Annotated in this window: 20 protein-coding genes and 1 pseudogene; 3 read left to right on the plus strand and 18 right to left on the minus strand. The window is 61.5% G+C overall.

The annotated features are described in order from the left end of the window. Positions 1 to 117 precede the first annotated feature (117 nt). From C6W55_RS01095 to argC, 15 genes and pseudogenes are all read right to left on the minus strand, one after another. A complete protein-coding gene (locus C6W55_RS01095) occupies positions 118 to 1,110 on the minus strand; it encodes a hypothetical protein (protein ID WP_286890964.1) in 993 nt (330 codons plus the stop codon). 252 nt (positions 1,111 to 1,362) lie between these two features. Beyond that, positions 1,363 to 3,360, minus strand: coding sequence for an excinuclease ABC subunit UvrB (uvrB, locus tag C6W55_RS01100; RefSeq protein ID WP_286890965.1), 1,998 nt, complete (start codon positions 3,358 to 3,360; stop codon positions 1,363 to 1,365). 373 nt (positions 3,361 to 3,733) lie between these two features. Then, positions 3,734 to 3,943, minus strand: coding sequence for a hypothetical protein (locus C6W55_RS01105; protein ID WP_286890966.1), 210 nt, complete (start codon positions 3,941 to 3,943; stop codon positions 3,734 to 3,736). A 251-nt stretch (positions 3,944 to 4,194) separates the two neighbouring features. Further along, entirely contained in the window at positions 4,195 to 5,568 is a 1,374-nt protein-coding gene (locus tag C6W55_RS01110; RefSeq protein WP_286890968.1) for a PDZ domain-containing protein, read from the minus strand. 6 nt (positions 5,569 to 5,574) lie between these two features. Continuing rightward, the gene (locus C6W55_RS01115; RefSeq protein WP_015253205.1) at positions 5,575 to 7,116 is read right to left on the minus strand and encodes a S41 family peptidase; all 1,542 of its coding nucleotides are present in this window, start codon (positions 7,114 to 7,116) and stop codon (positions 5,575 to 5,577) included. 234 nt (positions 7,117 to 7,350) lie between these two features. After that, a pseudogene (locus C6W55_RS01120) lies at positions 7,351 to 8,349 on the minus strand (murein hydrolase activator EnvC family protein); the annotation flags it as partial. Positions 8,350 to 8,486: 137 nt separating this feature from the next. Further along, complete coding sequence (ftsX, locus tag C6W55_RS01125) at positions 8,487 to 9,404, minus strand: permease-like cell division protein FtsX (RefSeq protein ID WP_286890970.1); 918 nt, start codon at positions 9,402 to 9,404, stop codon at positions 8,487 to 8,489. Then, positions 9,394 to 10,080 (minus strand): cell division ATP-binding protein FtsE, encoded by a 687-nt coding sequence (gene ftsE / locus C6W55_RS01130; RefSeq protein WP_015253202.1) that lies wholly within the window; start codon positions 10,078 to 10,080, stop codon positions 9,394 to 9,396. Before ftsE ends, ftsX begins: the two co-directional genes overlap by 11 nt. A gap of 409 nt (positions 10,081 to 10,489) precedes the next feature. Beyond that, on the minus strand, positions 10,490 to 11,902 hold the full coding sequence (argH, locus tag C6W55_RS01135) for an argininosuccinate lyase (protein ID WP_286890972.1): 1,413 nt from the start codon (positions 11,900 to 11,902) through the stop codon (positions 10,490 to 10,492). Positions 11,903 to 12,018: 116 nt separating this feature from the next. Continuing rightward, on the minus strand, positions 12,019 to 13,254 hold the full coding sequence (locus C6W55_RS01140; RefSeq protein WP_286890974.1) for an argininosuccinate synthase: 1,236 nt from the start codon (positions 13,252 to 13,254) through the stop codon (positions 12,019 to 12,021). A 30-nt stretch (positions 13,255 to 13,284) separates the two neighbouring features. Next, positions 13,285 to 14,244 (minus strand): ornithine carbamoyltransferase, encoded by a 960-nt coding sequence (argF, locus tag C6W55_RS01145; RefSeq protein ID WP_286890975.1) that lies wholly within the window; start codon positions 14,242 to 14,244, stop codon positions 13,285 to 13,287. A gap of 46 nt (positions 14,245 to 14,290) precedes the next feature. Beyond that, on the minus strand, positions 14,291 to 15,502 hold the full coding sequence (locus C6W55_RS01150; RefSeq protein ID WP_286890976.1) for an acetylornithine transaminase: 1,212 nt from the start codon (positions 15,500 to 15,502) through the stop codon (positions 14,291 to 14,293). 43 nt (positions 15,503 to 15,545) lie between these two features. Continuing rightward, on the minus strand, positions 15,546 to 16,337 hold the full coding sequence (gene argB / locus C6W55_RS01155) for an acetylglutamate kinase (RefSeq protein ID WP_286890977.1): 792 nt from the start codon (positions 16,335 to 16,337) through the stop codon (positions 15,546 to 15,548). Between the two features lie 21 nt (positions 16,338 to 16,358). After that, positions 16,359 to 17,591 carry a bifunctional glutamate N-acetyltransferase/amino-acid acetyltransferase ArgJ gene (argJ, locus tag C6W55_RS01160; RefSeq protein WP_286890979.1) on the minus strand — a complete coding sequence of 411 codons (1,233 nt, stop codon included), beginning with the start codon at positions 17,589 to 17,591 and terminating at the stop codon, positions 16,359 to 16,361. Positions 17,592 to 17,650: 59 nt separating this feature from the next. Beyond that, positions 17,651 to 18,700: an N-acetyl-gamma-glutamyl-phosphate reductase gene (gene argC, locus C6W55_RS01165; RefSeq protein ID WP_286890981.1), complete on the minus strand. Its 1,050-nt coding sequence runs from the start codon at positions 18,698 to 18,700 to the stop codon at positions 17,651 to 17,653. Between the two features lie 248 nt (positions 18,701 to 18,948). Between argC and C6W55_RS01170 the strand changes: the two genes are divergently transcribed. From C6W55_RS01170 to C6W55_RS01180, 3 genes are read left to right on the plus strand one after another with little or no spacing between them, the layout of a single operon-like run. Continuing rightward, entirely contained in the window at positions 18,949 to 19,851 is a 903-nt protein-coding gene (locus C6W55_RS01170) for an ABC transporter ATP-binding protein (protein WP_286890982.1), read from the plus strand. Positions 19,852 to 19,856: 5 nt separating this feature from the next. Continuing rightward, positions 19,857 to 20,651, plus strand: a complete 795-nt coding sequence (locus tag C6W55_RS01175; RefSeq protein WP_286890984.1) for an ABC transporter permease subunit — start codon at positions 19,857 to 19,859, stop codon at positions 20,649 to 20,651. Between the two features lie 49 nt (positions 20,652 to 20,700). Further along, complete coding sequence (locus C6W55_RS01180) at positions 20,701 to 21,285, plus strand: TetR/AcrR family transcriptional regulator (RefSeq protein WP_286890986.1); 585 nt, start codon at positions 20,701 to 20,703, stop codon at positions 21,283 to 21,285. A 58-nt stretch (positions 21,286 to 21,343) separates the two neighbouring features. Here C6W55_RS01180 and C6W55_RS01185 read toward each other — a convergent pair whose 3' ends face one another. The 3 genes from C6W55_RS01185 to secA all read right to left on the minus strand — a co-directional run bounded on the left by C6W55_RS01185 (position 21,344) and on the right by secA (position 25,769). Then, positions 21,344 to 21,958, minus strand: a complete 615-nt coding sequence (locus C6W55_RS01185) for a hypothetical protein (RefSeq protein ID WP_286890988.1) — start codon at positions 21,956 to 21,958, stop codon at positions 21,344 to 21,346. Between the two features lie 139 nt (positions 21,959 to 22,097). Then, positions 22,098 to 23,208, minus strand: a protein-coding gene (gene prfB / locus C6W55_RS01190; protein ID WP_015253189.1) for a peptide chain release factor 2 whose coding sequence is annotated in 2 segments (ribosomal slippage) — positions 22,098 to 23,135 and positions 23,137 to 23,208 — 1,110 coding nt in all. Because the reading frame shifts where the segments join, the coding sequence is not laid out codon by codon here. Positions 23,209 to 23,249: 41 nt separating this feature from the next. Next, positions 23,250 to 25,769, minus strand: a complete 2,520-nt coding sequence (secA, locus tag C6W55_RS01195; protein WP_286890990.1) for a preprotein translocase subunit SecA — start codon at positions 25,767 to 25,769, stop codon at positions 23,250 to 23,252. Positions 25,770 to 26,046 lie beyond the last annotated feature (277 nt).

Consider the following 26,046-nt stretch of genomic DNA (forward strand, 5'->3'; position numbering starts at 1 on the left):
AAGTGCTGCACAGGAGCCTCCTCCTTTGAGTGTGTGTTTTTTGCCAAATTCTACTCTACCAAAGGAGAGGCTCTCTTTCTATGCCCGCTTTTTCCAATCTTTACCCCAACACAAATTTTACTCTAACATGACGATCCCGCTTGGCGTCGATTGCTTGAAATGGAAGCCGGGCAATGTTTCACTCAGTTCAAGATAAGGATTCTCTTGCCCGGCAAGATTGGATGTCATCACGGTCGCCACATCGATTCCCGTACCAAGCCAGGGCTGATGGCCTTCTTCGTATTGCTCGAAGACATACTCCGGCAAATATTCGATCGTTCCGTCGTTATAATAGGGAATGGAAGTTCTCGGCCGTTGGAAAACGTCCTCCGGCAGCTCATAAAACACGATTGACCTTGCGGCGCGCAAATCGGCGGATTGGACTTGCCCCTCCGTTCCGGCGGCTCGGTTGGGATGCCACGTGATTTTGGAAATATACAACACCTCGTGGCCGGGCGGGGCTTCCAGTTCGATCTCATACCTTCCGACGTCGGGTACGAACAGTTCATAACGCCGTTCCGCCGTCTCCTTCATGACCAGCCCTTCCGACGTTTGCCGTTCACCTTCGGCGCTGGCGGTCCAATCCAGTTCCGCGTCCTCCCGTCCCGTGAGATTGGACGTCAGAGCCATCACATCATCGATTCCGGTCTGATGTCCGGTTCGACGTTTCCCGGACGCCCTGATGTCCTCCTCCGACAGAAACCTGATCTTGCCCTTGTCATAATACGGAATCGAAGAAACCGGCAGTTGCAAGATGTCGTCCGTCAATTGATAAATTAAGACAGGGATGCGAACCGGTTCCTTGCGCGGCTCAACGGCTGGCTCTTCGGAAGGGAGATCCCTGTCTGGCACGTCTGTCCCATCCGTCTCCGTCGTATTTGCCTGTTCCGCCTCCGCTTGCGATCCGGCCTCTGTCGGCAAGCCGTTCTCTCCGGATGGACTGACTTCGTCGGTTGTGATATTACCGCCGTTTTGTGCCATATCGTCCTGTACAGCTGCGCGTTGGCATCCCGATAACACCAGAGCAATAATGAGCAATAGAAATCCTATTTGTCTGCCTGATCTCCACATTTTCCCTCCACCACCTTATTTTTTCACCCTAACTAGACGATCAACGGGATACAGAAGTTGAGTTGACCGGATTTGGGTGACGAGTCCGCGGATCGGCAGCCGATCGCAGGTCGAGGGACTTCGTCGGGGGAGGGATGTTGGGAACGAAAAGAAAACAGCGTCTGATTGCCAACGCTGGCAATCAGACGCTGTGACGAACGGCCGCGAGATCATCCCAACGCAGGGTTCCGCCCGCTTATCACCCCTGCAACTCTAGACTTCAGCCTTCAGTTCAAGCAGCGCGTCGCGCAGCTCGGCCGCACGCTCGAACTGCAAGTTCTTCGCCGCTTCCTTCATCTCGGCTTCCAGCCGCTGGATCAGCTTCATCTTCTCTTTCTTGGACATCTTGCCGTAGGCGTCCGTTCCGTACTCGGCCTTCGATTCGGCGACCTTCACCGCTTCGATGACGTCGTGCACTTTCTTGCGGATCGTCTGCGGCACGATGCCGTGCTTCTCGTTGAATGCGATCTGGATCGAACGGCGGCGCTCCGTCTCGCGGATCGCCCGTTCCATCGAATCCGTGATCGTGTCGGCGTACATGATGACCCGGCCGTCCGCGTTGCGCGCCGCCCGGCCGATCGTCTGGATGAGCGACGTCTCGGAGCGGAGGAACCCTTCCTTGTCCGCGTCCAGAATGGCGACAAGCGACACTTCCGGCAGGTCGAGACCTTCGCGCAGCAGGTTGATGCCGACGAGCACGTGGAACGTGCCGAGGCGCAGATCCCGCAGAATCGCCATCCGCTCGAGCGTCTTGATGTCCGAGTGGAGGTAGCGGACCTTGATGCCGACTTCCTTCAGGTAGTCGGTCAGATCTTCCGCCATCTTCTTCGTCAGCGTCGTCACGAGCACGCGCTCGTCCTTCGCGATCCGTTCGCGGATCTCGCCGAGCAGATCGTCGATCTGCCCCTTCGTCGGGCGCACTTCGACGACCGGGTCGACGAGGCCCGTCGGCCGGATGATCTGTTCGACCACTTCCTGGCAATGCTCCAGCTCATACGGTCCGGGCGTCGCGGATACGTAGATGAGCTGGTTCGCCTTCGCCTCGAACTCTTCGAACTTGAGCGGCCGGTTGTCCAGCGCGGACGGCAGCCGGAAACCGTGCTCGACGAGCACTTCCTTGCGCGCCCGGTCGCCGTTGTACATCGCGCGGATCTGCGGCAGCGTCACGTGCGACTCGTCGACGACGATCAGAAAGTCGTCCGGGAAATAGTCGAGCAGCGTGTACGGCGTCGAGCCGCGCTCGCGGAACGTCAGCGGCCCCGAATAGTTCTCGATGCCGGAGCAGAAGCCCATCTCCGCCATCATTTCGAGGTCGTAGCGCGTCCGCTGCTCCAGACGCTGCGCCTCGAGCAGCTTGCCCTGCGACCGGAGCTCCTCCAGCCGCTCCTCCAGTTCGCGCTCGATATTTTTCAGGGCGATCTTCATCTTCTCTTCATGCGTGACAAAGTGGGAAGCCGGGAAAATGGCAACATGGTTCCGCTCCCCGATGATCTCGCCCGTCAAGGTATCGATCTCGGTGATCCGTTCGATCTCGTCGCCGAACATCTCGACCCGGATCGCCCGCTCATGGCTGCCCGCCGGGAAGATCTCGATCGTGTCGCCCCGCACGCGGAACGTGCCGCGCACGAAGTTGAGATCGTTCCGCTGGTACTGGATGTCGACCAGCTTCCGCAGGATGGCGTTGCGCGGCTTCTCCATGCCGACGCGCAGCGACAGGACGAGGTCGCGGTACTCGTCCGGCGAACCGAGGCCGTAGATGCACGACACGCTCGCCACGATGATGACGTCGCGCCGCTCGAACAGCGAGCTGGTCGCGGAGTGCCGCAGCTTGTCGATCTCGTCGTTGATGCTGGAATCTTTCTCGATATAGGTATCCGTCTGCGGAATATAGGCTTCCGGCTGATAATAATCGTAATAACTGACGAAGTAGGAAACCGCGTTGTTCGGGAAAAATTCCTGGAACTCGCTGCAAAGCTGCGCCGCCAGCGTCTTGTTGTGGGCGATGACGAGCGTCGGGCGGTTCAGTTCCTTGATCACATTGGCGATCGTGAAGGTCTTGCCCGTGCCCGTCGCGCCGAGCAGCGTCTGGTGCTTCTTGCCTTGCCGGACGCCCTCCACCAGCTTCGCGATCGCTTCGGGCTGATCACCCTGAGGCTTGTAATCGGAGACAAGCTCGAACGGTTTGTCCAGGACGGTAATCGATTCTCGCATCGGTCTTGCTTCCCTCTCCTTCCGGCTGCCCGCTTCCGGCGGGCGAATCCGTCGCTCCGGGCCGTCCGCCATTATCGGTATGCCCCATGCGGCGGGCTTGCAGACGCCGGATGGACCAATCCTTTCCTCTGTCGCCAGCCGAATGAGAATAAATGTTCCCATTCGATTATACCCGTTCTCCACACGCCGCGCAATTACGGAAATGCAGACAAAAAAATCCGCCCCCGTCATGGCTGGACGCGGGGACGGCTTGGTGAGAAAGTCCGGCGGCCGGTCGGCCTGTCCGGCCTTCGCCGGAAAAAATCGCGATGCCCCTGACCGGTCCGGTCCGGTGCTGCCGGACGGTCTTCAACTTCGGACGGTCTTTCCGGCATCATGGCCGAATGGTCACGATACCGCCGGGCGCGCTGCGCGATGCCTGAATGCGCCGGATCTCCTGATCCGACAGCCTGCGGCCGACGAGGATGAGCGAGGACGTCTGGTTGTTGAAGCCGAGCGTCCGCAGGTCCGCCACCGACTGGCTGCCGCGGAAGACGCGGTACGGGCCCTGGTAGTTGATGTCGCGGAACAGCACCAGCGTCACCTGGTTCGGCCTCGACTGGTTGCTGACCCGGAAGCTGGACAGCTCGTCATTGAACCGGAATGCCCGCAGGTCGCGTACCGCAACGCCCCGGCGCTGGAACAGGATGCGGCGGCCGGAGAAATTGACTCCCGACCACAGCGCGAGTCACAGATTGCCGGTTGCCACTTTGCATCACCTCTTTCCGTTCGGACTGCTTGCAATATATGTCCGTTCGAGAAGGAGGTGTGGACAAGCATGCTGGTAATTTTTCATCAATCTTGCGCGGCGCTGCCCGCATCGGACGGGCGTCCTTCCGCGGCCGCCGGATCGGAAGCCGGAGCGGTATGCGCAACCTCCGCCGCGGGCGCCGATCCGCCCCGCCGGCGGAAAGGACGGCTCCACGGCAGCAGCCCGATCAACGACCGCGGCGCGCCGCTCACGGTGTAGGCGGCGTCTTCGAACGGCGCCAGCACGAGGCCGAGCTGATGGTGTTCATTCTCGTAGCGCGCGCGCTGCACAAAGCGGACATGGCCCTCGTGGTTGAGCAGCTCGATCTTGCAGAACGCCGGATTGGCCAGCAATCCGTCGTACAGCTCCTCCGGCGTGCGGACGGCGGTGCCGTTCACCTTGCTCACGATCTCGCCGGGCTCGATGCCGAGCTGCGCCCCCGACGATCCGGGCAGCACCGCGAGCACCCGCAGCCCGTTCCCTTCGTGGGCGTACAGCGGGCTTGCCGCCGCTTCCCTGCTCCGCTCGATGAAGGATGCGATCTCGCGCAGCGCCGGCACGGCCGCCGCGGCGGCCGGCAGCAACAGTTCCCATTGGGCGGCCGCCGCCCCCGCAACAGCGGCGATCAGCCCGGTCCACAAGAGCTCCCGCGCGGTACGCGCAGCCTTCGCCGCCGGCAGGAGCGACGTCGTCCGCCAGACGGAGCCGATGACGACCGGCAGGCCGAGCAGCGTCCAGCCCTGCGGTTCGCCCAGGCTCCAGAACAGCGGCGTCCACGGCAGTTCCGCGGCGCCGGCGGACGTTCCGGCGGCCGGCACGAGCAGGAGCAGCGGCACCGGCCAGACGGCGTCGATCCGCCATCCGCCGATCGGGCGGCCGCGCTTGCCGTCCACGATGACCGGGCCGGCCAGGCGGCGGCTAGACCGCCAGAGCAGCAGGGCTTCCGCCGGCAGCAGCAGACCGGCGATCAGCAGCAGGCCGGCCGCATCGAACGATGCGAGCGACGCCGCGAGCCGCTTGATCAGTTCAGGCGATCCGGACCAGTCGAACCAGCCGGAGAGCCACTGCAAGAAGGCAACAAGGCCCGCGCCGTAAGCGGCCGCCGCGAAGCGCAGCCGCACCAGCCCGAGCAGCAGCGACACGCACCACAGCCAGATCACGGCATCCGCGTTCAGATCAACACCGAGGAACAGGACGGCGGCCGAGACCAGGACGCCGACGGCTAGTCCCGCCGGCAGCGCCGCGAGCAGCCGGCCCGGCCAGGCCGTCAGCCGCGCATGGAACAGCCTGCGCTCCGCGCGGATCTGCCTGAGCGCAAGCAGCAAGACCAGCAGCACGGCGACGTATCCGAACGGCTGGATCAGCGCAGCGGCGATTCCGGATCCCGCCTGTTCCAGCCATTCCAGCCCCCATTCCATCGGCATTCACTCCTCTTCCGTCCGGGTCTTGTCTGCCGGCGCCTGAATGCCGGACACCGATTCCGCTTCCGCCGTTCCGCCGTCTGCCGGCGCCAGGCCGATCCGCACGCGCAGCGCATCCAGCGCCCGGTTCAGCTGCCGGTCGTTCGCGGGATCGGCAATCATGTCCCGCATCCGCTGTTCCAGTTGATCCGCCGTCGCTTCATCCGTCCGGCCGGTCACGGGGAGGCCTTCATTGCGCTGAAAATCCTTCAGCGCTTTTTCGGTCGCCGCGTCGAAATAGCCGTCCGTCCTGCCCGGAGCGTAACCGAGCGCCTTCAGCATGATTTGCAGGCTCTTTACATCTTCCGCGGTCATGTCCCGGACGAGCGACCGTTCCCTGGACAGCCGCGCCACCTTGAAATATTCCGGCTGTTCGACGGTGATGTCCGGCAGGACGCCCTTGTCGTGCACCCACTCCCCGGACGGCGTCAGCCATTTTGCGATCGTCAGCTTGACCTGGCTGCCTTCGTCGACTTCGCTCTCATAGCTGACCTGCACCGTGCCTTTGCCGAACGTCCTCTCGCCGATCAGCAGCGCATCCGCCGACTCCTGCAGCGCCGCAGCCAGCACCTCGGCCGCGCTCGCGCTTCCCCGGTTGATGAGCACCGCGACCGGGTACGGCTTCTTCGAACCCTGCGACACCGTCACTTCGCGCCCGTCTTCCCGGCTTTCGACCTGCACGACCGGCTCGCCCTTCGGAATGAAGAGCTGCGCGATCGACACGACGGCCGGAAGGGGACCGCCGGGATTGTTCCGCACGTCGATGACGAGCGCCTTCATGCCGCCCGCTTCAAGCTCCTCGAGCGCTGCCTTGAATTTATCCAGCGAATTGAGCGCGAACTGCCGGAGTTCGATGATGCCGATGCCGTCGGGCGTGAGCCGCGAGAAGACCGATTCCAGATCGATCTCGTCCCTTACGAGAATGAGCTGGAACGGATCGCTGACCCCTTCGCGCTGTACGACAAGTTTCGCTTTCGTACCCTTCGGTCCGCGGATCAGGCGGACCGCCTCGTTCAGATCGACGCCGAGGAGCGAATGACCGTTGACCGACAGGATGACGTCCTGCGGATGAAGCCCCGCCCGCTCGGCCGGCGAATTCCGCAAGGCCGATTCGACGATCACCTTGCCGCCCCGGACCTGCAGTCGCGCGCCGATGCCCGAGAACGTGCCTTCAATCGAGTCCGCCAGTTGTTCCGCCTCGTCCTTGTTCAGATAAGCCGAATACGGATCGTCCAGCATGTTGATCATGCCGCGGATCGCGCCGTCCAGCAGTTTCTCCCGGTCGACCGGGAGGAAATATTTCCGTTCAATCAGATCCAACACTTCATTCAGTCGGGCGGACTCGCGCTCGGTCAGCCCTTCGATCTCCGAAGGCGCCGCTCCGGCCGGCGTCTCCGCGCCCGATCCGGCGAGCAGCCACCGCTCCGCGGCCGTCAATGTAACGAGCACGGACGCGAGCGCCGTGAGGAGCACCATGGCGGTCACCGTACGGCCACGAAACAGCATGAATCGTCCCTCCAAATTCAGCCGCCATATTCCCATCGAAATTGCGGCCCGCGCCGGCCATGCGGTTGCCGCCGTCCCCAGGGGAGGAGAAAAACCGCCATCCTCCGCGGGATCGCTTCGGGTGGCGGTCCGAGGCCCCACGCGCGGCGGACGCCGTCAGCGCAGGTAATTTTCAGGGTCGACAGGTTTCTCGTTCAGCCGCACCTCGAAATGGAGATGCGGACCGGTGGAAACGCCGGTGCTTCCGACTTCCGCAATCTTCTGGCCTTTCTTGACGACTTCTCCGGCTTTGACCTTGATGCCGCCTTTGCGGATATGCCCGTACAGCGTCCACAGGCCGTTGCCGTGGTCGATGATGACGGTGTTGCCGTAGCCGCTCATCGACTGCGCGACAATGACCGTGCCCGATTCGGCCGCAAAGATGTCCGTGCCGGAGGCCGCCGCGAAATCGATGCCGTTGTGCTGCTTGAACTTCTGGCCGGTAACCGGATGCGTGCGCGGACCGAATTTCGAGCTGACGTACTTGTAATCCTTGATCGGCATGCCCAGTTTGCCGCCGGTATAGTAAACGGTGTTTTTCTTCTTCTTCTCGGCTTCGATCGCGGCTTTCTCCTTGCGGGCGAGCTCCATGAGCTGTTTCTCCTGCTCTTCGGAGATCTCTTCAAGCTCTTCGGCCCGCTGGTCCAGCGCTTCGATCTGCCGGTTGTATTGGAGAATCATGACTTCTTTTTCTTTTTCTTTGTCAACAAGTAAATTGTAATAATCTTCCTTCTTGCTGTAAAGCTCCTGGAGTCCTGCCAGCTCCGCTTCGATCTGCGCCTTCTTCTGCTCGATCAATTCCTTGTCCGCCTTGTGGGCTTCCAGAATCGCCTTGTCCTGCGCCAGGATCGATTGCAGCGAATCGAACCGGTCCAGGAAATCGGAGAAGCTCGTCGCGCTGAGGAGCACATCCAGGTAGGAAACGAACCCGTTCGTGTACATCAGACGGACGCGGGCGTCCAGCAGTTCGCCGCGCTCCTCGATGCGCGCCTTGGTGTCTTCCAGCTCCTGGCCCGCCTGGAGCAGCGATTCTTCCGACTCGGCGATCCGTCCGTCCACAAGCTTCAACTCTTCTTCGAGCGAATGGATATGGGCGGAAAGCTCGTTGATCTGCTCCATCGTCACTTCTTTCTGATTGAGCACGTTCTGCTTGTCCTGCTGCACTTTCTTGAGGTTCGCATCGACATCGTTCATCTTCTGTTGCAGCTTCTTGATCTCGCTGCGGATCTTCTCCAGTTCGCTCGCCGCTTCGGTGCGATGCGGCTGGGAGACGGCGAAGGCCAGCAGCAGACAGATGAGAAATGCGAACGATCGCTTCACGCGGGTTTCACCTACACTTTCAGATACTTGCGAATGGAAAGCGAACTGCCCAAGATGCCGATTGCGGTTCCGAGCCCGATCAGCGCCCCGCCGACCAGCAGACCGGATTCCCGGACGGTGACGAGCCGGATCATCATCAGTCCGAACTCCACCTGCATCGACTGGACGAGCCAGTTGTAGGCCGCAAGCAGCAAGGCCGTCGTCACGGCGGAACCGATGAAGCCGATGAGCGCGCCTTCGATGAAGAACGGCCAGCGGATGAAGCTGTTGGTGGCGCCGACGAGTTTCATGATGCCGATCTCCCGCCTGCGGGCGAAAATCGTGAGCCGGATCGTGTTGGATATGAGCAGCGTCGCCGTAAACGCCAGGCCGAGGACGATGATGAGTCCGATGTTGCGCACGGCGTTCGTGACGCGGAACAGCAGTTCGACGGTACCCTGACCGTACCGGACGCTCCGGATCGGCTGCTCCGGATCGGCGTCGCCGATCGCTTTGATCTTGGCTGCGACTTCGGCGATCCGTTCCGGATCGACCACTTCAACCGTGTACGTATCCGGCAGCGGATTGTTCGTATCGTCGTAATCTTCGAGGATGTCCCGGCCGTCTTCGCCCAGATTCTTCCGGAGCATTTCGAGACCTTCCGCCTTCGGCACGAACCGGATCCGGCTGACTTCCGGCAGGGCGCCGATCGACCGTCCGATCGCCTCGATCTTCGCCTGGCTGATGTCAAGGTCCAGAAAAACCCGGATCTGCACCTGGTTCTCGATCTGCTTCGTCAGATTGTTCACGTTGAGCGACAGCAGCAAAAACACCCCGAGGATGAACAGCGAGATCGCGATCGAACTGACGGATGCGAACGACATCCATCCGTTGCGGGCGAGGCTGAGCGCGCCTTCGCGCAGATGCCGGAGGAGTGTGCTAAATCTCATATCCGTACTCCCCTCTGGGCTCGTCTCGCACAATGACGCCGTTCTCAATCGCGATGACGCGTTTGCGGAGCGTATTGACGATTTCCTTGTTGTGCGTCGCCATGACGATCGTCGCGCCCCGGAAGTTGATTTCTTCCAGCAGGTTCATGATCCCCCACGACGTCTCGGGGTCGAGATTGCCGGTGGGCTCGTCCGCCACGATGACCGCGGGGTTGTTCACGATCGCCCGCGCAATCGCGACGCGCTGCTGTTCGCCGCCGGAAAGCTGGGCGGGCAGGCTGTTCGCCTTCCCCTTCAGTCCGACGAGCTCGAGCACTTCCATTACCCGCTTGCGGATGATCCGCTTCGGCGCTTCGATGACTTCCATCGCGAAGGCGACGTTCTCGTACACCGTCATTTTGGGCAGGAGACGGAAATCCTGGAACACGACGCCGATGTTGCGCCGGATGTATGGAATTTTTCGCGGTTTCAGTTTCCCTATATTGAAGCCGTTCACCGAGATCTGGCCTTTGGTCGGCACTTCCTCGCGGTAGATCAGCTTCATGAACGTCGATTTGCCGGCGCCGGAAGGTCCGACAAGGTAGACGAATTCGTTGCGTTCGATGAGGACAGAGACGCCGCGGAGCGCATGGCTGCCGTCGGGATAGGTCTTCCAGACGTCCTGCATTTCGATCACAGTATCACTTCCTGTAGATGGCTAAAAAGTTCATTTCGACAGAAACGGCGGAATTCCTTTAAATTTGCGCCAAATTCCAAATTTAAGATTTCTAATTTTCGGGAGGCGGCGCCGGGAGCGGAGGCAATTCGGCGGCATTCGCTGTCGACATCTGCCGCGTGAAAAACGTCATGAAACCGGCGGGAAGCGCATAAACATGGAGGATGACCCTTGCGCGAGGTGATCTGGAATGCGAAAACTGCACTTCTGGTTGACTGCGGCGCTCGGCCTGCTGCTCCTCGTCACGGTTGTCTGGGGGCTGTCCCAGCTTTACGGCATGCGTTGAGTGCAAAAAAATCCCCCGCCGCCAAACGGTATCACGGGCATCCGATCATCGGAATGCCGTTGGGGCAGGGGAGTTGGGATCCGGTTATTCGCTTTCGCCGTGCGCGGCCACCCAGGCGGCGGTCCGCTCGAGCTCCTGCTCGGCGCGTTCGATGGCGGCGAGCACCTGCGGTTTCGCCGTGCCGCCGTAGACGTCGCGCGCGTTCACGACCGTTTCCGGCTTCAGCACGTCGTAGATGCTCTCGTCGAACAGCTGCGAGAACTGTTTGAACTCGTCCAGCGTCAGGTCGAGCAGAAACTTGCCGTTCCGGATGCAGTACAGCACGGTCTTGCCGATGACTTCATGCGCCTGGCGGAACGGCATGCCCTTGCCGACGAGGAAGTCGGCGATGTCGGTCGCGTTGGAGAAGTCCTGGTTCACCGCCTCGCGCATCCGGTCCTTGTTCACCGTCATCGTCGCGATCATCCGCTCGAACAACTGCAGCGCGCCTTGCAGCGTGCGCACCGTGTCGAACATGCCTTCCTTGTCTTCCTGCATGTCCTTGTTGTATGCCAGCGGCAGCGACTTCAGCACGGTCAGAAGGCCGACCAGGTGGCCGTAGACGCGGCCGGTCTTGCCGCGCACCAGCTCCGGCACGTCCGGGTTCTTCTTCTGCGGCATGATGCTGCTGCCCGTGCAGAACGCGTCGTCGAGCTCGACGAACCGGAACTCCGTGCTCGACCAGAGGATGAGCTCTTCGCTGAGCCGCGACAGATGCATCATGATGAGCGAGGCATGCGCCAGGAACTCGACGATGAAATCGCGGTCGCTGACTGCGTCCAGACTGTTCTCATAGACCCGGTCGAAGCCGAGCTGTTCGGCCACGAAATGGCGGTCGATCGGAAACGTCGTCCCGGCGAGCGCGCCCGCTCCGAGCGGCAGCACGTTGATCCGCTTGTAGCTGTCCATCAGCCGCTCCGCGTCGCGGCCGAACATCGACACGTAAGCCATCAGGTGATGGGCGAACAGAATCGGCTGCGCACGCTGCAGATGGGTGTAGCCCGGCACGATCGTATCCGTGTTCGCCTTCGCCTGTTCAATGAGCGCCGATTGCAGCTTGTGCAGCTGGTCGACGATCTCGACGACCCGGCGGCGCAGATACAGGTGCATGTCGGTCGCCACCTGGTCGTTCCGGCTGCGCCCGGTGTGCAGCTTGCCGCCGACCGGCCCGATCTCCTCGATGAGATGCTTCTCGATGTTCATGTGAATGTCTTCGTCCGCGATCGAGAACTCGATCTCGCCCTTGCGGATCTTGCTGCGCACCTTGAGCAGCCCTTCACGGATCGCTTCGGCGTCTTCCGCGGAGATGATCCCCTGCTTGCCGAGCATCGCCGCGTGGGCCAGACTGCCCTCGATGTCCTCTTCGGCCAATTCCTTGTCAAACGTAATCGACGCCGTATACTCTTCCACCAGCCGGTCCGTCTGCTTCGTGAACCGGCCGCCCCACAATTTGCTCACGACTGACACTCCTCATGCTCCCCTTGCGGGGGAATGGTTCGCCTTGTATTCCAAAAAAGAGGGCCGTCCTGGCCTCCGGGGCGTTGCCCCGGCAAGCGGTCAGCCCTCCTTCAGACTCAGCGCGATTTCGCCTGCGCGGCAGCGGCGACCTTCAGCCGCAGCGCGTTGAGCCGGATGAACCCGGTCGCGTCGCCCTGGTCGTAGGCCTGCGTCGGGTCCGCTTCCATCGTCGCGATGTCCGGATTATACAGGCTGACCGGGCTCTTCAGGCCGGCGGCGATGACATTGCCCTTGTAGAGCTTCAGCCGGACCGTGCCGGTGACGTTCTTCTGGCTCTCCGTCACGAGCGCCTGGATCGCAAGCCGCTCGGGTGCGAACCAGAACCCGTTGTAGACGAGCGAAGCGTACTTCGGAATGAGCGAGTCGCGCAGATGCATCACTTCGCGGTCCATCGTCAGCGACTCCATCTTCCGGTGGGCGGTGAACAGGATCGTGCCGCCCGGCGTCTCGTACACACCGCGGCTCTTCATGCCGACGAACCGGTTCTCGACCATGTCGACGCGGCCGATGCCGTGCTTGCCGCCGAGTTCGTTCAGCTTCTCCATCACCTGCAGCGGCGTCATGCGCTCGCCGTTGATCGCGACGCAGTTGCCGGCCTCAAACTCGAGTTCGACGTATTCCGGCTCATCCGGCGCCTCTTCCGGCGACACGCTGAGCACGTACATGTCCCGGTTCGACGCGGCGCTCGCGTCGAACCACGGATCTTCGAGCATGCCGCTCTCGAAGCTGATGTGCAGCAGATTGCGGTCCATCGAGTACGGCTTCGAGGCGGTGGCCTTCACCGGAATGCCGTGCTTCTCGGCGTAGGCGATCATCTCCGCCCGGCCCGGGAACTGCTCGCGGAACGCCTCGATGCGCCACGGCGCGATGACCTTGATATCCGGCGCGAGCGAAGCCGCCGTCAGTTCGAAGCGCACCTGGTCGTTGCCCTTGCCGGTCGCGCCGTGCGCGATCGCCGTCGCGCCCTCCGCCCGGGCGATCTCGACCATCCGCTTCGCGATGAGCGGACGGGCGATGGACGTGCCGAGCAGATATTGCCCTTCATAGAGCGCTCCCGCCTGGAACATCGGGAAGATGAAGTCGCGCGCGAATTCTTCGCGCAGGTCGTCGATGTACACCTTCGATGCGCCGGTCGCGAAGGCTTTCTCCTCGAGACCGTCCAGTTCTTCCTTCTGGCCGATGTCGGCCGTGAAGGCGATGATTTCCGCGTCGTAGGTTTCTTTCAGCCACTTCAGGATGACTGACGTATCGAGCCCGCCGGAGTAGGCGAGCACGATTTTCTCCTTGGCCATATCAGATTTCCGCTCCTTGTCGAAAATGAATCACGCCATGATGGCGGCCATGATCGCCTTCTGCGCGTGCAGCCGGTTCTCGGCTTCGTCGAAGACGATCGAATGCTTGCCGTCGATCACGCCCGGGCTCACTTCTTCGCCGCGGTGCGCCGGCAGGCAGTGCATGAAGACGAAGTCGGGCTTCGCGTACTGCACCAGTTCCTCGTTCACCTGGTAACGGGCGAACGCCTTCGCCCGCTCCTCCTGCTCCGCCTCGAAGCCCATGCTCGCCCAGACGTCGGTGTAGACGACATCGGCGTCTTCGATCGCTTCGCGAGGCTCGCGCACGACACGGATCGATGCGCCCGTCTCGCTGCACGTCTCCTGCATCTGCCGGATCAGCTCGGCATCGGGCTCATAGCCTTCCGGCGACGCGACGGACATGTGCAGGCCGAGCTTGGCGGCGCCGACGAGCAGCGAGTGAACCATGTTGTTGCCGTCGCCGATGTAGGCGATCTTCAGCCCTTCAAGCCGTCCCTTGTGCTCGAGGATCGTCTGGTAATCGGCCAGCGCCTGGCACGGATGGGCATAGTCGGTCAGCCCGTTGATGACCGGAATCGTCGCGGCCCGCGCCAGCTCGATGACCGTGCGGTGCGCGTACGTGCGGATCATGATGCCGTCCAGATAGCGCGACATCGTCTGCGCCGTGTCCGAGATCGTCTCGCCGCGGCCGAGCTGCAGATCGTTCCGGCTCAGGAACAGGGCGTATCCGCCGAGCTGGTACATGCCGACCTCGAACGACACGCGCGTGCGGGTGGACGATTTCTCGAAGATCATGCCCAGCGTCTTGCCCTTGAGCGGCTGGTACACTTCTCCGGCTTTAGACTTACGCTTCAGTTCAATCGCCAGATCGATCAACCAACGGATCTCTTCCGGCTTGAAATCGGCGAGTGCGAGAAAATCGCGCCCTTTGAGCGAAGCGGCGATTTCATCATTGAGCAGTTGCGGCATCTCATCCATCACTCCTTCTGAATGCGGGCGCGCCCGTGCGCGCCGCTTACGATTGAGCGGCCGCCGCCTGTCCGGTCAGCACGCCGGCCAGAATGTCGACGGCAAGGTCAATCTCTTCGCGGGTCACGAGCAGGTTCGGCAGCAGCCGGATCACGTTCGGTCCGGCCGTTACGACGAGCAGGCCGCGGCGGTGGATTTCCGACACGAATCCGGCGACCGGTTCGGCGCATTCGATGCCGACGATCAACCCCAGCCCGCGCACTTCGCGCACGATCGGGCTGCCCGCCAGCTTCTCCTTAAGCCGTGACTTGAGGTATTCGCCGGATTCCGCGGCGCGCTGCGGCGCGTTCTCGGCGAGCATCGTCTCGATCGTCGCCTTCACCGCGGCCATCGCGATCGGCGTGCCGCCGAACGTCGAGGCGTGGCTGCCCGGACCGAAAGCCTCGGCGAGCCCCGACTTCGCCAGCATTGCGCCGACCGGGAAGCCGCTGCCAAGCCCCTTCGCCAGCGTGAAAATATCCGGCTCGATGCCGTAATGCTGGAACGCGAACAGTTTGCCCGTGCGGCCCATGCCGGTCTGCACCTCGTCGACGATGAGGAGCAGGCCGTGCGCTTCGCACAGCCGCACGATCGTCTTCACGAACGCGGGATCGACCGTGATGATGCCGCCTTCCGCCTGCACCATCTCGAGCATGATCGCCGCCGTCTTGTCCGTGATCGCTTCGCGCAGCGCCTGCTCGTCATGCAGCGGCACGGTGACAAAGCCCGGCGGCAGCGGATCGAAGCCGTCCTTCACCTTGTCCTGCCCCGTCGCCGTCAGCGTGGCGAGCGTGCGGCCGTGGAACGACTGCTTGAATGTAATGATTTCATAACGTCCGTTCTTCAGCACATTCTTGTTGTATCTACGCGCCAGCTTGATCGCCGCTTCGTTCGCCTCCGCGCCGGAGTTGCAGAAGAAGACGGCGCCCGCATGGCTGTTTTCCGTCAGCAGTCGGGCCGCTTCTTCCTGTCCCGGGATGCCGAACAGGTTCGACACGTGCCACAGCTCGTCAAGCTGCTTCACGAGCGCTTCCTTCACCTGCGCCGGCACGTGGCCGAGGTTCGTCACCGCCAGCCCGCACATGAAATCGAGATACTTGTTCCCCTGATCGTCCCACAGCCAGCTGCCCTGCCCCTTGACGAGCGCGATCGGGAATCTGGCGTATGTCGGGAACAGCGCGCTTGCCGGCGCGCCCTCCGTTCCTTGCGCTCCGCTCATTCGCCGCGCCACCTTTCAAAGATTTATTTGGAATGATCCCCGTTCAGGACTTCACGATGCGCGTGCCGACGCCGCCTTCGCGCACCGCGCGGGCGAACGCGCCCGGTTCGGCGCCGCCGATGATGACGACTTCGCGCACGCGCCCCTGGATGCATTGCACGGCCGATTTCACCTTCGGGATCATGCCGCCGTAGATTTCGCCGGATGCGATCATTTCGTCGATCTCCGCCGTTGTCACGGACGGTAGCACCCGCTTCTTGCCGTCAATCGTGCGCAAGATGCCGGGCACGTCGGTGACGACGATCATCCGATCGACGCCGAGCTGCGAAGCGACGGCGCCGGCCGCCGTGTCGGCGTTGATGTTGTAGCGCTGCCCCCCGTCGTCGATGCCGATCGGCGCGATAACCGGGATATAGCCCATCGCCATGACGCCTTCAATAATCTCTGCATTTACGCCGGCCACGTCACCGACGAAGCCGATCTCGTCGCTGTTTGCGACCGGCCGCGCTTGGATCAGCCGGCCGTCGGTGCCGGAGAGGCCGAGCGCCTTCGCGCCGCTTGACTGGATTCGCCGCACGATCTCCTTGTTGATCCGGCCTGCGAGCACCATTTCGACGACATCGAGCGTCGCCTCGTCCGTCTTGCGCAAGCCGTTCACGAACTCGGACTCGATGCCGAGACGGCCAAGCATCTCCGAAATGGCCGGACCGCCGCCGTGCACGATGACGGGGCGGTATCCGTCTTCCTGGAGCCCCCGCAGGTCGTCGAAGAAAGAATCAGGCAAAGCGGCGAGCGTGCTGCCGCCGCATTTCATGACAAACCGTTCTTGTCCCATCGCCTCAATCGTTCCTTCCCGTCAAGTCCGGTATGCGGCGTTGATCCGCACGTAATCGTACGTCAGGTCGCAGCCCCAGCCGACCGCCCGGCCTTCGCCCATGTTCAGGTTGACTTCGATCCGGACGGTGTCGCCTTTCAGATAGGCAAGCGCCTCGTCCTCATCGAACGGCACAGGCCGGGACTGCTCCAGCACCTTGATGGGTCCGAGCGAAATGTCGATCGTCGCCGGATTGATCGGACGCCCGGCGCGGCCGACCGCCGCGATGATGCGGCCCCAGTTCGCGTCGGCCCCGAAAACGGCCGATTTGACAAGCGACGAACCGATGACCGTTTTCGCAATCGCACGGGCGTCGTCGTCGCTCGCCGCGCCGACGATGCATGCTTCGATCAGCTTCGTCGCGCCTTCGCCGTCGCGGGCGATCGCCTTCGCCAGCACTTCGCACACATGGGTGAACGCCGCGGCGAACTTGCTCCAGTCGGGATGATCCGGCGCAAGTTCCGCATTGCCGGCCAGCCCGCTCGCCATCGCGACGACCATGTCGTTCGTGCTCGTGTCGCCGTCGACGGTGATCATGTTGAACGTCACGTCCGTCGCCTGCCGCAGCAGCGCCTGCAGCGCCTCGCCGCCGATGTTGGCGTCGGTCGTAATGAAGCCGAGCATCGTCGCCATATTCGGATGAATCATGCCCGAACCCTTCGCCGCGCCCGCCACATGGACGGTCCTGCCGCCCACGTCGAGCTTCACGCACACCGTTTTCTTCACGAGGTCGGTGGTCAGGATCGCCTGGCAGAATGCTTCAGCCCCGTCCGCGTCTCCGGTCAGCCGCGCCGGCATTTCGGCGATGCCGGAGCGGATCCGGTCCATCTTGAGCCGCTCGCCGATGACGCCGGTCGACGCGACCGCAACCTGATGCGGCGGAACGCCGAGGGTCCGCGCGAACGCCTCCTGCATCTCGCGGGCGTCGGCTTCGCCCGCTTCTCCGGTGCAGGCGTTCGCGTTGCCGCTGTTGACGAGCACGGCGCGCAGCCGGCCTTCCTTCCCGAGCCCTTCGCGCGTCACCTTGAGCGGCGCCGCCTGGATCTGGTTCATCGTGTAGACGGCGGCGGCGGCCGCCGGCACTTCGCAGACGATGGCGCCGAGGTCATTGCGGTCCGTCTTCTTCAGGCCGCAATGCAGTCCGCCGGCCACAAAGCCGATCGGCGTCGTAATGGAGCCGTTCGGCACGGCCTCGAATGGCAACTCTTGTCCCATGTTCGTATCGTGGTCTCCTTGCAGGATCATAGATTTTGAGGAATAAGGGCATGCGCTTGTCACGGATACACCGGCACGAAGTTCAGACCGAGCCCTTCGTCCCAGCCCATGCGCAGGTTCAGGTTCTGGATCGCCTGTCCGGCCGCGCCCTTCACGAGGTTGTCGATGACCGACACGATCGTGACGCGCCCCGTCCGCTCATCGACGGCGAAACCGATGTCGCAGTAGTTGGAGCCGTACACTTCCTTCGTCGCGGGAAGCACGCCTTCCGGACGCACGCGCACGAACCGTCGGTTCTCGTAGTAGCTCCGGTACAGGTCGATGAAATCCCGCTGCGTGCGGCCGCCCGTCACGGCGGCGTACATCGTCGCCATGATGCCGCGCGTCATCGGCACGAGGTGGGTCGTGAACGTGACCGTCACCTCACGGCCCGAGACGCGGGTGAGCGCCTGCTCGATCTCGGGGATATGTTGATGCTGGTTCACTTTGTAAGCCTTGAAGTTCTCGTTGATTTCCGCATAGTGGGTTCCGAGGCTTGCGCCGCGGCCCGCGCCGGATACGCCGGACTTCGCGTCGATGATGATCGTCGCCGGGTCGATGAACCCCGCCTGCACGGCCGGCACGAGCCCGAGCAGCGAAGCCGTCGGGTAACAGCCCGGGTTCGAGATGAGCCGCGCATCGCGCACATCTTCGCCGAACACTTCGGCGAGTCCGTAGACGGCCCGCTCCAGCCAGGCCGGATCGGCGGCCGGCTTCTTGTACCACGCTTCATAAATCTGCGGCGATTTCAGCCGGAAGTCGCCGGAGATGTCGATCACGTCCAGTCCGGCCTCCAGCATCTCCGGAGCCAGCTTCGCGGCGACGCCCGCCGGCGTCGCGAGAAACACGACGTCCGCTTTCCTCGCGAGCGATGCCGGGTCGATCGCTTCCAGCACATCCGTGCGGATTTCCGTCAAATGCGGATATCCGGCCGCAAGCGGTTCACCCGCGCTGGACGACGACAGCACCGCGGCAATCTCGACCTTCGGATGGGCATCCAGCAGCCGGATCAGTTCCACGCCGCCATAGCCGGTCGAGCCGACGATCGCCGCCCTGATCTTCGTTTCCATCTGTCCGTTCCTCTCCCATTCGTATGCTGACTTCCCCATTCTACACCATGGCGGCAGCGGAATAAATAGCGCACAAGTCTGTATCATTATACAACAGTTTACATGAAAATACAATGATGCGTTGCCGGCAGAAAAATATACTAGTTTGTTATTAATGGTATAATAATGTCTTGTTACATGGTGGTAATAAGTTTTATAATATACTAAAATATTGTTTTAAGTATATTTTCTTGAAATGGGGAATCCGAATGGAGATTGTAGAACTGGACCGGCTGACGAAGCGGTACGGGAAGCGGCGGGGCATTGAGGGACTGTCCTTTACCATTGAAGAGGGAGAAATTTTCGGCTTCATCGGTCCGAACGGCGCGGGCAAAAGCACGACGATCCGCATTCTGCTCAATCTGATCCGACCCACGGCGGGATCGGCCAGGGTGTTCGGCAAAGATGTCGTGCGTCAGTCCCTGGACATTCGGCGCGAGACGGGTTACCTGCCGAGTGAAGTGCACTATTACGACGATATGAGAGCGGTGGATCTCCTGCGCTATTCCGCCGGCTTCTACGGGAAATTGGATGAAAACCGCATGCGGCATCTGGCGGAGCGGCTTGATCTGGATCTGTCGCGCAAAATCGCGGATCTCAGTTTCGGCAACCGGAAGAAGGTCGGCATCATCCAGGCGCTTCTGCATCGTCCGCGGCTGCTTATTCTCGACGAGCCGACCGGCGGGCTCGACCCGCTCATGCAGCATGCGTTTTTTGAACTGTTGAAGGAGGAACAGGAACGGGGAGCGACGATTTTCTTCTCTTCCCACATTCTCAGCGAAGTGCAGCGGATGTGCGGACGCGTCGCCATCATCCGGGACGGCCGGCTCGTCCGGGTGGAATCGGTGAGCGGGCTGATCCGGAGCAGCTACAAAACGGTGATGGTTACCTTTCCCGCGGATGTCCGGCCGCAGCCGGTGCGTGAAACCGATCTTCCCGGCATCATCCGGCAGGACATCAGCGGCAGCGTCCTGACGCTGCTCTACAACGGCAATATCCGCGACCTGCTGGATTATGCCCGGCAGCTTCCCCTGTCGGATATCCGCATCGGGGAACCGTCGCTGGAGGAAATTTTCATGCACGAATACAAGACGGACCAGGAAGGGGCGTGAAGCGGATGATTTACAGACGGGAACTCCTGAGCAATGTGAAAAGCCTCGTCATTTGGAGCGCGGTTCTGGGCGGGCTGGTGCTGATGATGATGAGCGTGTATCCGTCCTTCGCCGAGGATGCGCAGACGGCGGAAGAGATGCTGAACGTGTTCCCCGAGCCGCTCGCCAAAGTGTTCGGCATGGACACCTTGAATCTGGGCACGTATACAGGCTTCTATGGCGTAGAAGTGCACCTGGTCAACACGCTGGTCGGCAGCGTGTATGCGGCGCTGCTCGCGGCGGGCATGCTGGCGAAGGAGGAAAACGATCATACCGCCGAGTTCCTGCTCTCCAAGCCGGTCACCCGAATTGAGGTGACGGGTCAGAAGCTGGCCGCCGTGCTCACCAACCTGTTCATGTTGAATGCGGTCATCGCCGCGGTCAGCTTCGCCTGCACGGGGTTTGCGGATGAAGCGGTGGAGCTGGACATTCTCGCGTGGTATTTGCTCGCAACCTTTCTGCTTCACGTGACCGTCGCTTCCGTGTCCTTCCTGCTCTCGGCCGTCATGCGGCGCACCCGAAGCATCGTGTCGCTTGCTCTCGGCATCGTGTTCCTGTCCTACGCGCTGCATATTATGGCGGGGCTGTCGGACCGGTTCGATTTCCTGCGCCATGTGAGCCTGTTCTCCTTCACGGACGCGGCCGCCATCGTGGAAAACGGCGGACTGGACGCGCCCTGCGCGGCGGTCATGGTGCTGGTCAGTCTCTTGTGCGCCTTAGGAGCCATCGGGTATTATCACAACAAAGACATTGCCGGCTGAGACAACCTGAAGTCCGCGGAATGCCGAAGACGGGAGACGTGGGTTGGATTTGAAACGGAACAAACGGGAGCAGATTCTGGAGAAGGCGACGGAACTCTTTTTTGTCCGGGGGGTTGCCGACGTCAGCATGGACGACATCGCTGCCGCCGTACCGGCCGCCAAGATGACGATCTACAAATACTTTCAAAGCAAGGACCGGCTGGTCGGCGCGGTGATGGAACGCTATGTGCGGGAACAGCACGAGATCATGAACCGGAAGATCGAGGAAAGCCCGGACACCTTGTCGGCCCTCGCGTCGATCCTCGATTACCAGAACATGCCTGTCGTGCCCGAGCGGTTCATCCGGGAAAGCCTGGAGCTGTACCCGCAGATCACAGCGGACTTGCTGCACTATTACCGGGAGCACATGCACGACCAGCTGCGCGACCTGATCGTGCGCGGCCAGGAGGAAGGCGTCATCCGCAAGGAACTGTCCCCCCACATCCTGATGGTGTACATGCAGGGCGTCACCGAGTTTTTCGCCCGGCCCGACGTGCTGGCCCAGTTCCACGATTTGCGGCTGCTCGGCGAGCAGTTCCGCACAATGTTCCTGTACGGCATCGCCGCGCCGAATGATTGGTCCGCCCAACCGTAGAAGTGGTTAAATCCGAACGAACAGCAAGCCGCCCGGTGAGCGTCCGGGCGGCTGGTCGTCATGCCATATGTTTCGTAATGTATTCGAGACGATCGACACGGAGTTTCAACGCATCGATCTCAAAACGGTCGGCTTCCAGTTTGCGTGAGTGCATGCTGGTATAGCGCGCGATAAGTTCAATCTGCTTCTCTTCGATATTGTCAAACCGGCGGTTCATTTCCTGACGAAGCTCATCGACATCCGAACGAAGCCTGCCGGTCTCCGAACGAAGTTCGTCAACATCCGCGCGCAAACCATCCATCTTCGACTCGAACCCGTCCATCCTCGACTCAAGTCCGCCGATCCTTGTCTCGAGCCCATCCATCCTCGACTCAAGTCCGTTTACCTTCGACTCGAGTCCGTCCATCCTTGACTCAAGTCGGTCCATCCTTGACTCAAGTCCGTCCATCCTTGACTCAAGTCGGTCCATCCTTGACTCAAGTCGGTCCATCTTCGACTCGAGCCCGCCGATCCTTGTCTCAAGTCCGTCTACCTTCGACTCGAGTCCATCGATCCTTGATTCGAGACCATCCACCTTCACCCGAAGTTCGCCGACTTCCGAACGAAGTCCGCCGATGTCTTCGCGGATCCGGCTTTCCATCTGCGCGAGCGCTTGAAGAATGCTGCTTTCCATAGGCTCCGATCCATCCTCCCGATTTGCTTCAGGTTATGGAACGGATCGCGGCGCGCGGCCTGGGGCAATGGGCAACCGCAGATCACGGGGCAGTTCCACGACGATTATATCATGGATGGTCGAATCGAAGGATTAAAATTTACGAATCTTGCCGGATCTGGCTGCGCAGATAAGCGTCGATGAAGCCGTCGATCTCCCCGTCCATCACCGCTTGCACGTTGCCGGTCTCGTATTGGGTGCGATGGTCCTTCACCATGCTGTACGGATGGAAGACGTAGGAGCGGATCTGGTTCCCCCACGCGATGTCCGTCTGTTCGCCGCGAATGGCCGCCAGTTCTTTCCGCTGCTCTTCGATCTTCAGCTCGTACAGCTTCGAACGGAGCATCTTCATCGCCCGCTCGCGGTTCTGGATCTGCGAGCGTTCCGACTGGCACGCGACGATGATGCCGGTCGGGATATGGGTGATCCGGACCGCCGATTCCGTCTTGTTGACGTGCTGGCCGCCGGCGCCGCTCGAGCGGTACGTGTCGATCTTCAGATCCTCCGGCCGGATTTCGATCTCGACGTCGTCGTCAATCTCCGGCACGACGTCGCAGGAGACGAACGATGTATGGCGTCTGCCGGACGCGTCGAACGGCGAAATGCGGACGAGCCGGTGGACACCTTTTTCCGCTTTCAGATAGCCGTACGCGTTATACCCCCGGATGAGGATCGACACGCTTTTGATGCCGGCTTCGTCGCCGGGCAGATAGTCGAGCACTTCCACCTTGAAGCCGCGCTTTTCCGCCCATCGGGTGTACATCCGGTAGAGCATTTGCGCCCAGTCCTGCGACTCGGTGCCGCCGGCGCCCGGGTGCAGTTCGAGGATCGCGTTCAGCCGGTCATACGGCTGGTTCAGCAGAAGCTGCAGCTCGAAATCGCCGATGTCGCGGACGAGCTTGGCCACGCCTTCCGCCAGTTCGGCTTCCAGCGACTCGTCGCCTTCTTCTTCCGCCAACTCGAGCAGCGTCTCGAGATCCGCATGATCGCCCGTCAGCCGGTTGTAGGTTTCGACGACGGACTTCACCGCGTTGAGCTCGGCAATCAGTTTCTGCGCCCGGTCATTGTCATCCCAGAAATCGGGCGCCGTCATCTTCTCTTCATAATCGGCAATGATCTCCTGCTTGAGATCCAAGTCAAAGAGACCCCCTGAGTGCTTGGAGCCGCTTCGCCATCTCGCGCAGGTCTTGTTTGACGCTTGCGTCAATCATGGTTCGCTGGTCACCTCAAATTTGAAAATTTCCGCCGCAGATCAAACGTTCGATCCGTGGCAATGTTTGTACTTCTTGCCGCTGCCGCAAGGGCACGGGTCATTGCGTCCGACCCGCTGCTCGGCGCGCCGGATCGGTCGCCGCTGCGTCTCGCGATTGCTGCCGCCGCCGGTCTCCGTCTGGCCTTTGGCGACTTCCTGGCGCTGGACGTTGCTCTCGACGTGCGCCTTCATAATATACTTCGTGACTTCTTCCTGGATGTTCTCGACCATTTCGCGGAACATCTCGAAGCCCTCGAACTGGTATTCGCGCAGCGGATCGGTGCCGCCATACGCCCGCAGGTGGATGCCCTGCCGGAGCTGGTCCATCGCATCGATATGGTCCATCCACTTGCTGTCGACGGCGCGCAGCACGACGACTTTCTCGAACTCGCGCATCGTCTCCTCGCCGATCTGCTGCTCGCGCTCGTCATAGAGCTTGCGCACTTCCTCCATAAGGAACTCGACGATCGATTCTTTCTCCCGGCCCTCGAGATCCTCACGCTTGATCGTGCCTTCCTTGAGGAAAGTGGCGTGCGCGTAATCGACGATCGCATCCAGGTTCCATTCTTCCGGGATGTCCTCGTCGGCGCAGTGCGCCTCGACGATCCGCTCGACGACCGGCCGGATCATGTCGAAGACATGCTCGCGGATATTGTCCGCGAACAGCACTTCGCGGCGCTGCTTGTAGATGATCTCCCGCTGCTGATTCATGACGTCGTCGTACTGGAGGACGATCCGGCGCGTATCGAAGTTGCTGCCTTCCACCCGTTTCTGGGCGGATTCGATGGCCCGCGATACCAGCTTGCTCTCGATCGGCTCATCCTCGCTGAAGCCCAGGCGGTCCATCATCCCCATAATATTCTCGGAACCGAAGCGGCGCATCAGTTCATCATCCAGCGCCAGGTAGAACTGCGACGAACCCGGGTCGCCCTGCCGGCCCGCACGGCCGCGGAGCTGGTTGTCGATCCGCCGGCTCTCGTGCCGTTCCGTACCGATGATATGCAGCCCGCCGAGCTCCGCCACGCCTTCGCCGAGCAGAATGTCGGTGCCGCGGCCGGCCATGTTCGTCGCGATCGTCACGGCGCCCCGCTGTCCGGCGCGGGCGATGATCTCGGCTTCCTCCGCGTGGTACTTGGCATTCAGCACCTTGTGCGGAATGCCGCGGCGCTTCAGCATCTCGGACAGCTTCTCCGAATTCTCGATCGAGACGGTGCCGACCAGCACCGGCTGCCCGTTCTGGTGCCGTTTGACGATCTCTTCCACGACCGCCTTGAACTTCGCGTTTGCCGTCTTGTACACGATGTCCGGCATATCGACCCGGATCATCGGCTTGTTCGTCGGCACCTGCACGACATCGAGGCCATAGATCTTCTTGAATTCTTCCTCTTCCGTCTTGGCCGTGCCGGTCATGCCCGCGAGCTTGCGGTACATGCGGAAGTAGTTCTGGAACGTGATCGTCGCGAGCGTCATGCTCTCGTTCTGCACCTTGAGCTGTTCCTTCGCCTCGATCGCCTGGTGCAGCCCGTCGCTGTAGCGGCGGCCGGCCATCAGGCGGCCGGTGAACTCGTCGACGATGATGACTTCGCCGTCCTGCACGACGTAGTCGACGTCGCGCTTCATGATGGCATGCGCCTTCAGCGCCTGCTGGATGTGGTGGTTGAGCGTCACGTTCGCATGGTCGAACAGGTTGTCGATGCCGAACGCGCGCTCCGCTTTCTCGACGCCCGCTTCCGTCAGCGTGACGGAGCGCATCTTCACGTCGATGGTGTAATCTTCTTCTTCCTTCAGCGTCCGGACAAATCGGTCCGCGGCGTAGTACAGTTCGGTCGACTTCGCCGCCTGGCCGGAAATGATGAGCGGCGTCCGCGCCTCGTCGATCAGGATCGAATCGACTTCGTCGATGATCGCGAAGTTGAGCGGCCGCTGCACCATCTGTTCCTTGTACAGCACCATGTTGTCGCGCAGGTAGTCGAAGCCGAACTCGTTGTTCGTGCCGTACGTGATGTCGGCATTGTACGCTTCCTGCTTCTGCGCGTGCGTCAGGCCGTGCAGATTGCAGCCGACGGTCAGGCCGAGGAACTGGTAGATCTGCCCCATCATCGTGCTGTCCCGCTGGGCCAGGTAGTCATTGACCGTGACCACGTGCACGCCCTTGCCTTCCAGCGCGTTCAGGTACGCGGCAAGCGTCGCGACGAGCGTCTTGCCTTCTCCTGTCTTCATCTCGGCAATCTTGCCTTCGTGCAGCACCATGCCTCCGATCAGCTGGACGTCGAAATGCCGCATGCCGAGCGTCCGCTTGGACGCTTCGCGCACGGCCGCGAACGCCTCCGGCAGCAGGTCGTCGAGCGTCTCTCCCCGGGAGAGCCTCTCCTTGAACTCGTCCGTCTTCCCGCGGAGCTGCTCGTCCGACAGCCTGGCGAAATCCGGCTCCAAGGCGTTGATGCGCTCAACGGTCTTCAGGCACCGTTTGATCTCACGCTCGTTGGCGTCGCCGAAAATTTTCTTCACAAGACCGAGCATGGCGTGAGAGCCCCTTTCGTCTGTCAACTCATAAAAACAATTGTAACAGTTCGGCGGAAGCGTGGCAAACCCGTCCGCCGCCCGGTCTGAGTCAAGTCAGCGTGGGCACCTTATTGGGGATGCTGGATCACAACCGAAAAAAGAGCCAACCCCTTGTTAGCGGTTTCAGTTTTTCTTCCTTCAGGAACTGCTCCAGATCCCTGGTATCAGTATCCTCTAAGTCCTTTTAATGCCATTCCAGTCGGGCGACTTTGCCATTGGCTTCTGAGCAGTCGGA

The sequence above is a fragment of the Thermobacillus sp. genome (assembly GCF_003390775.1).
GTDB lineage: Bacteria > Bacillota > Bacilli > Paenibacillales > Paenibacillaceae > Thermobacillus > Thermobacillus xylanilyticus.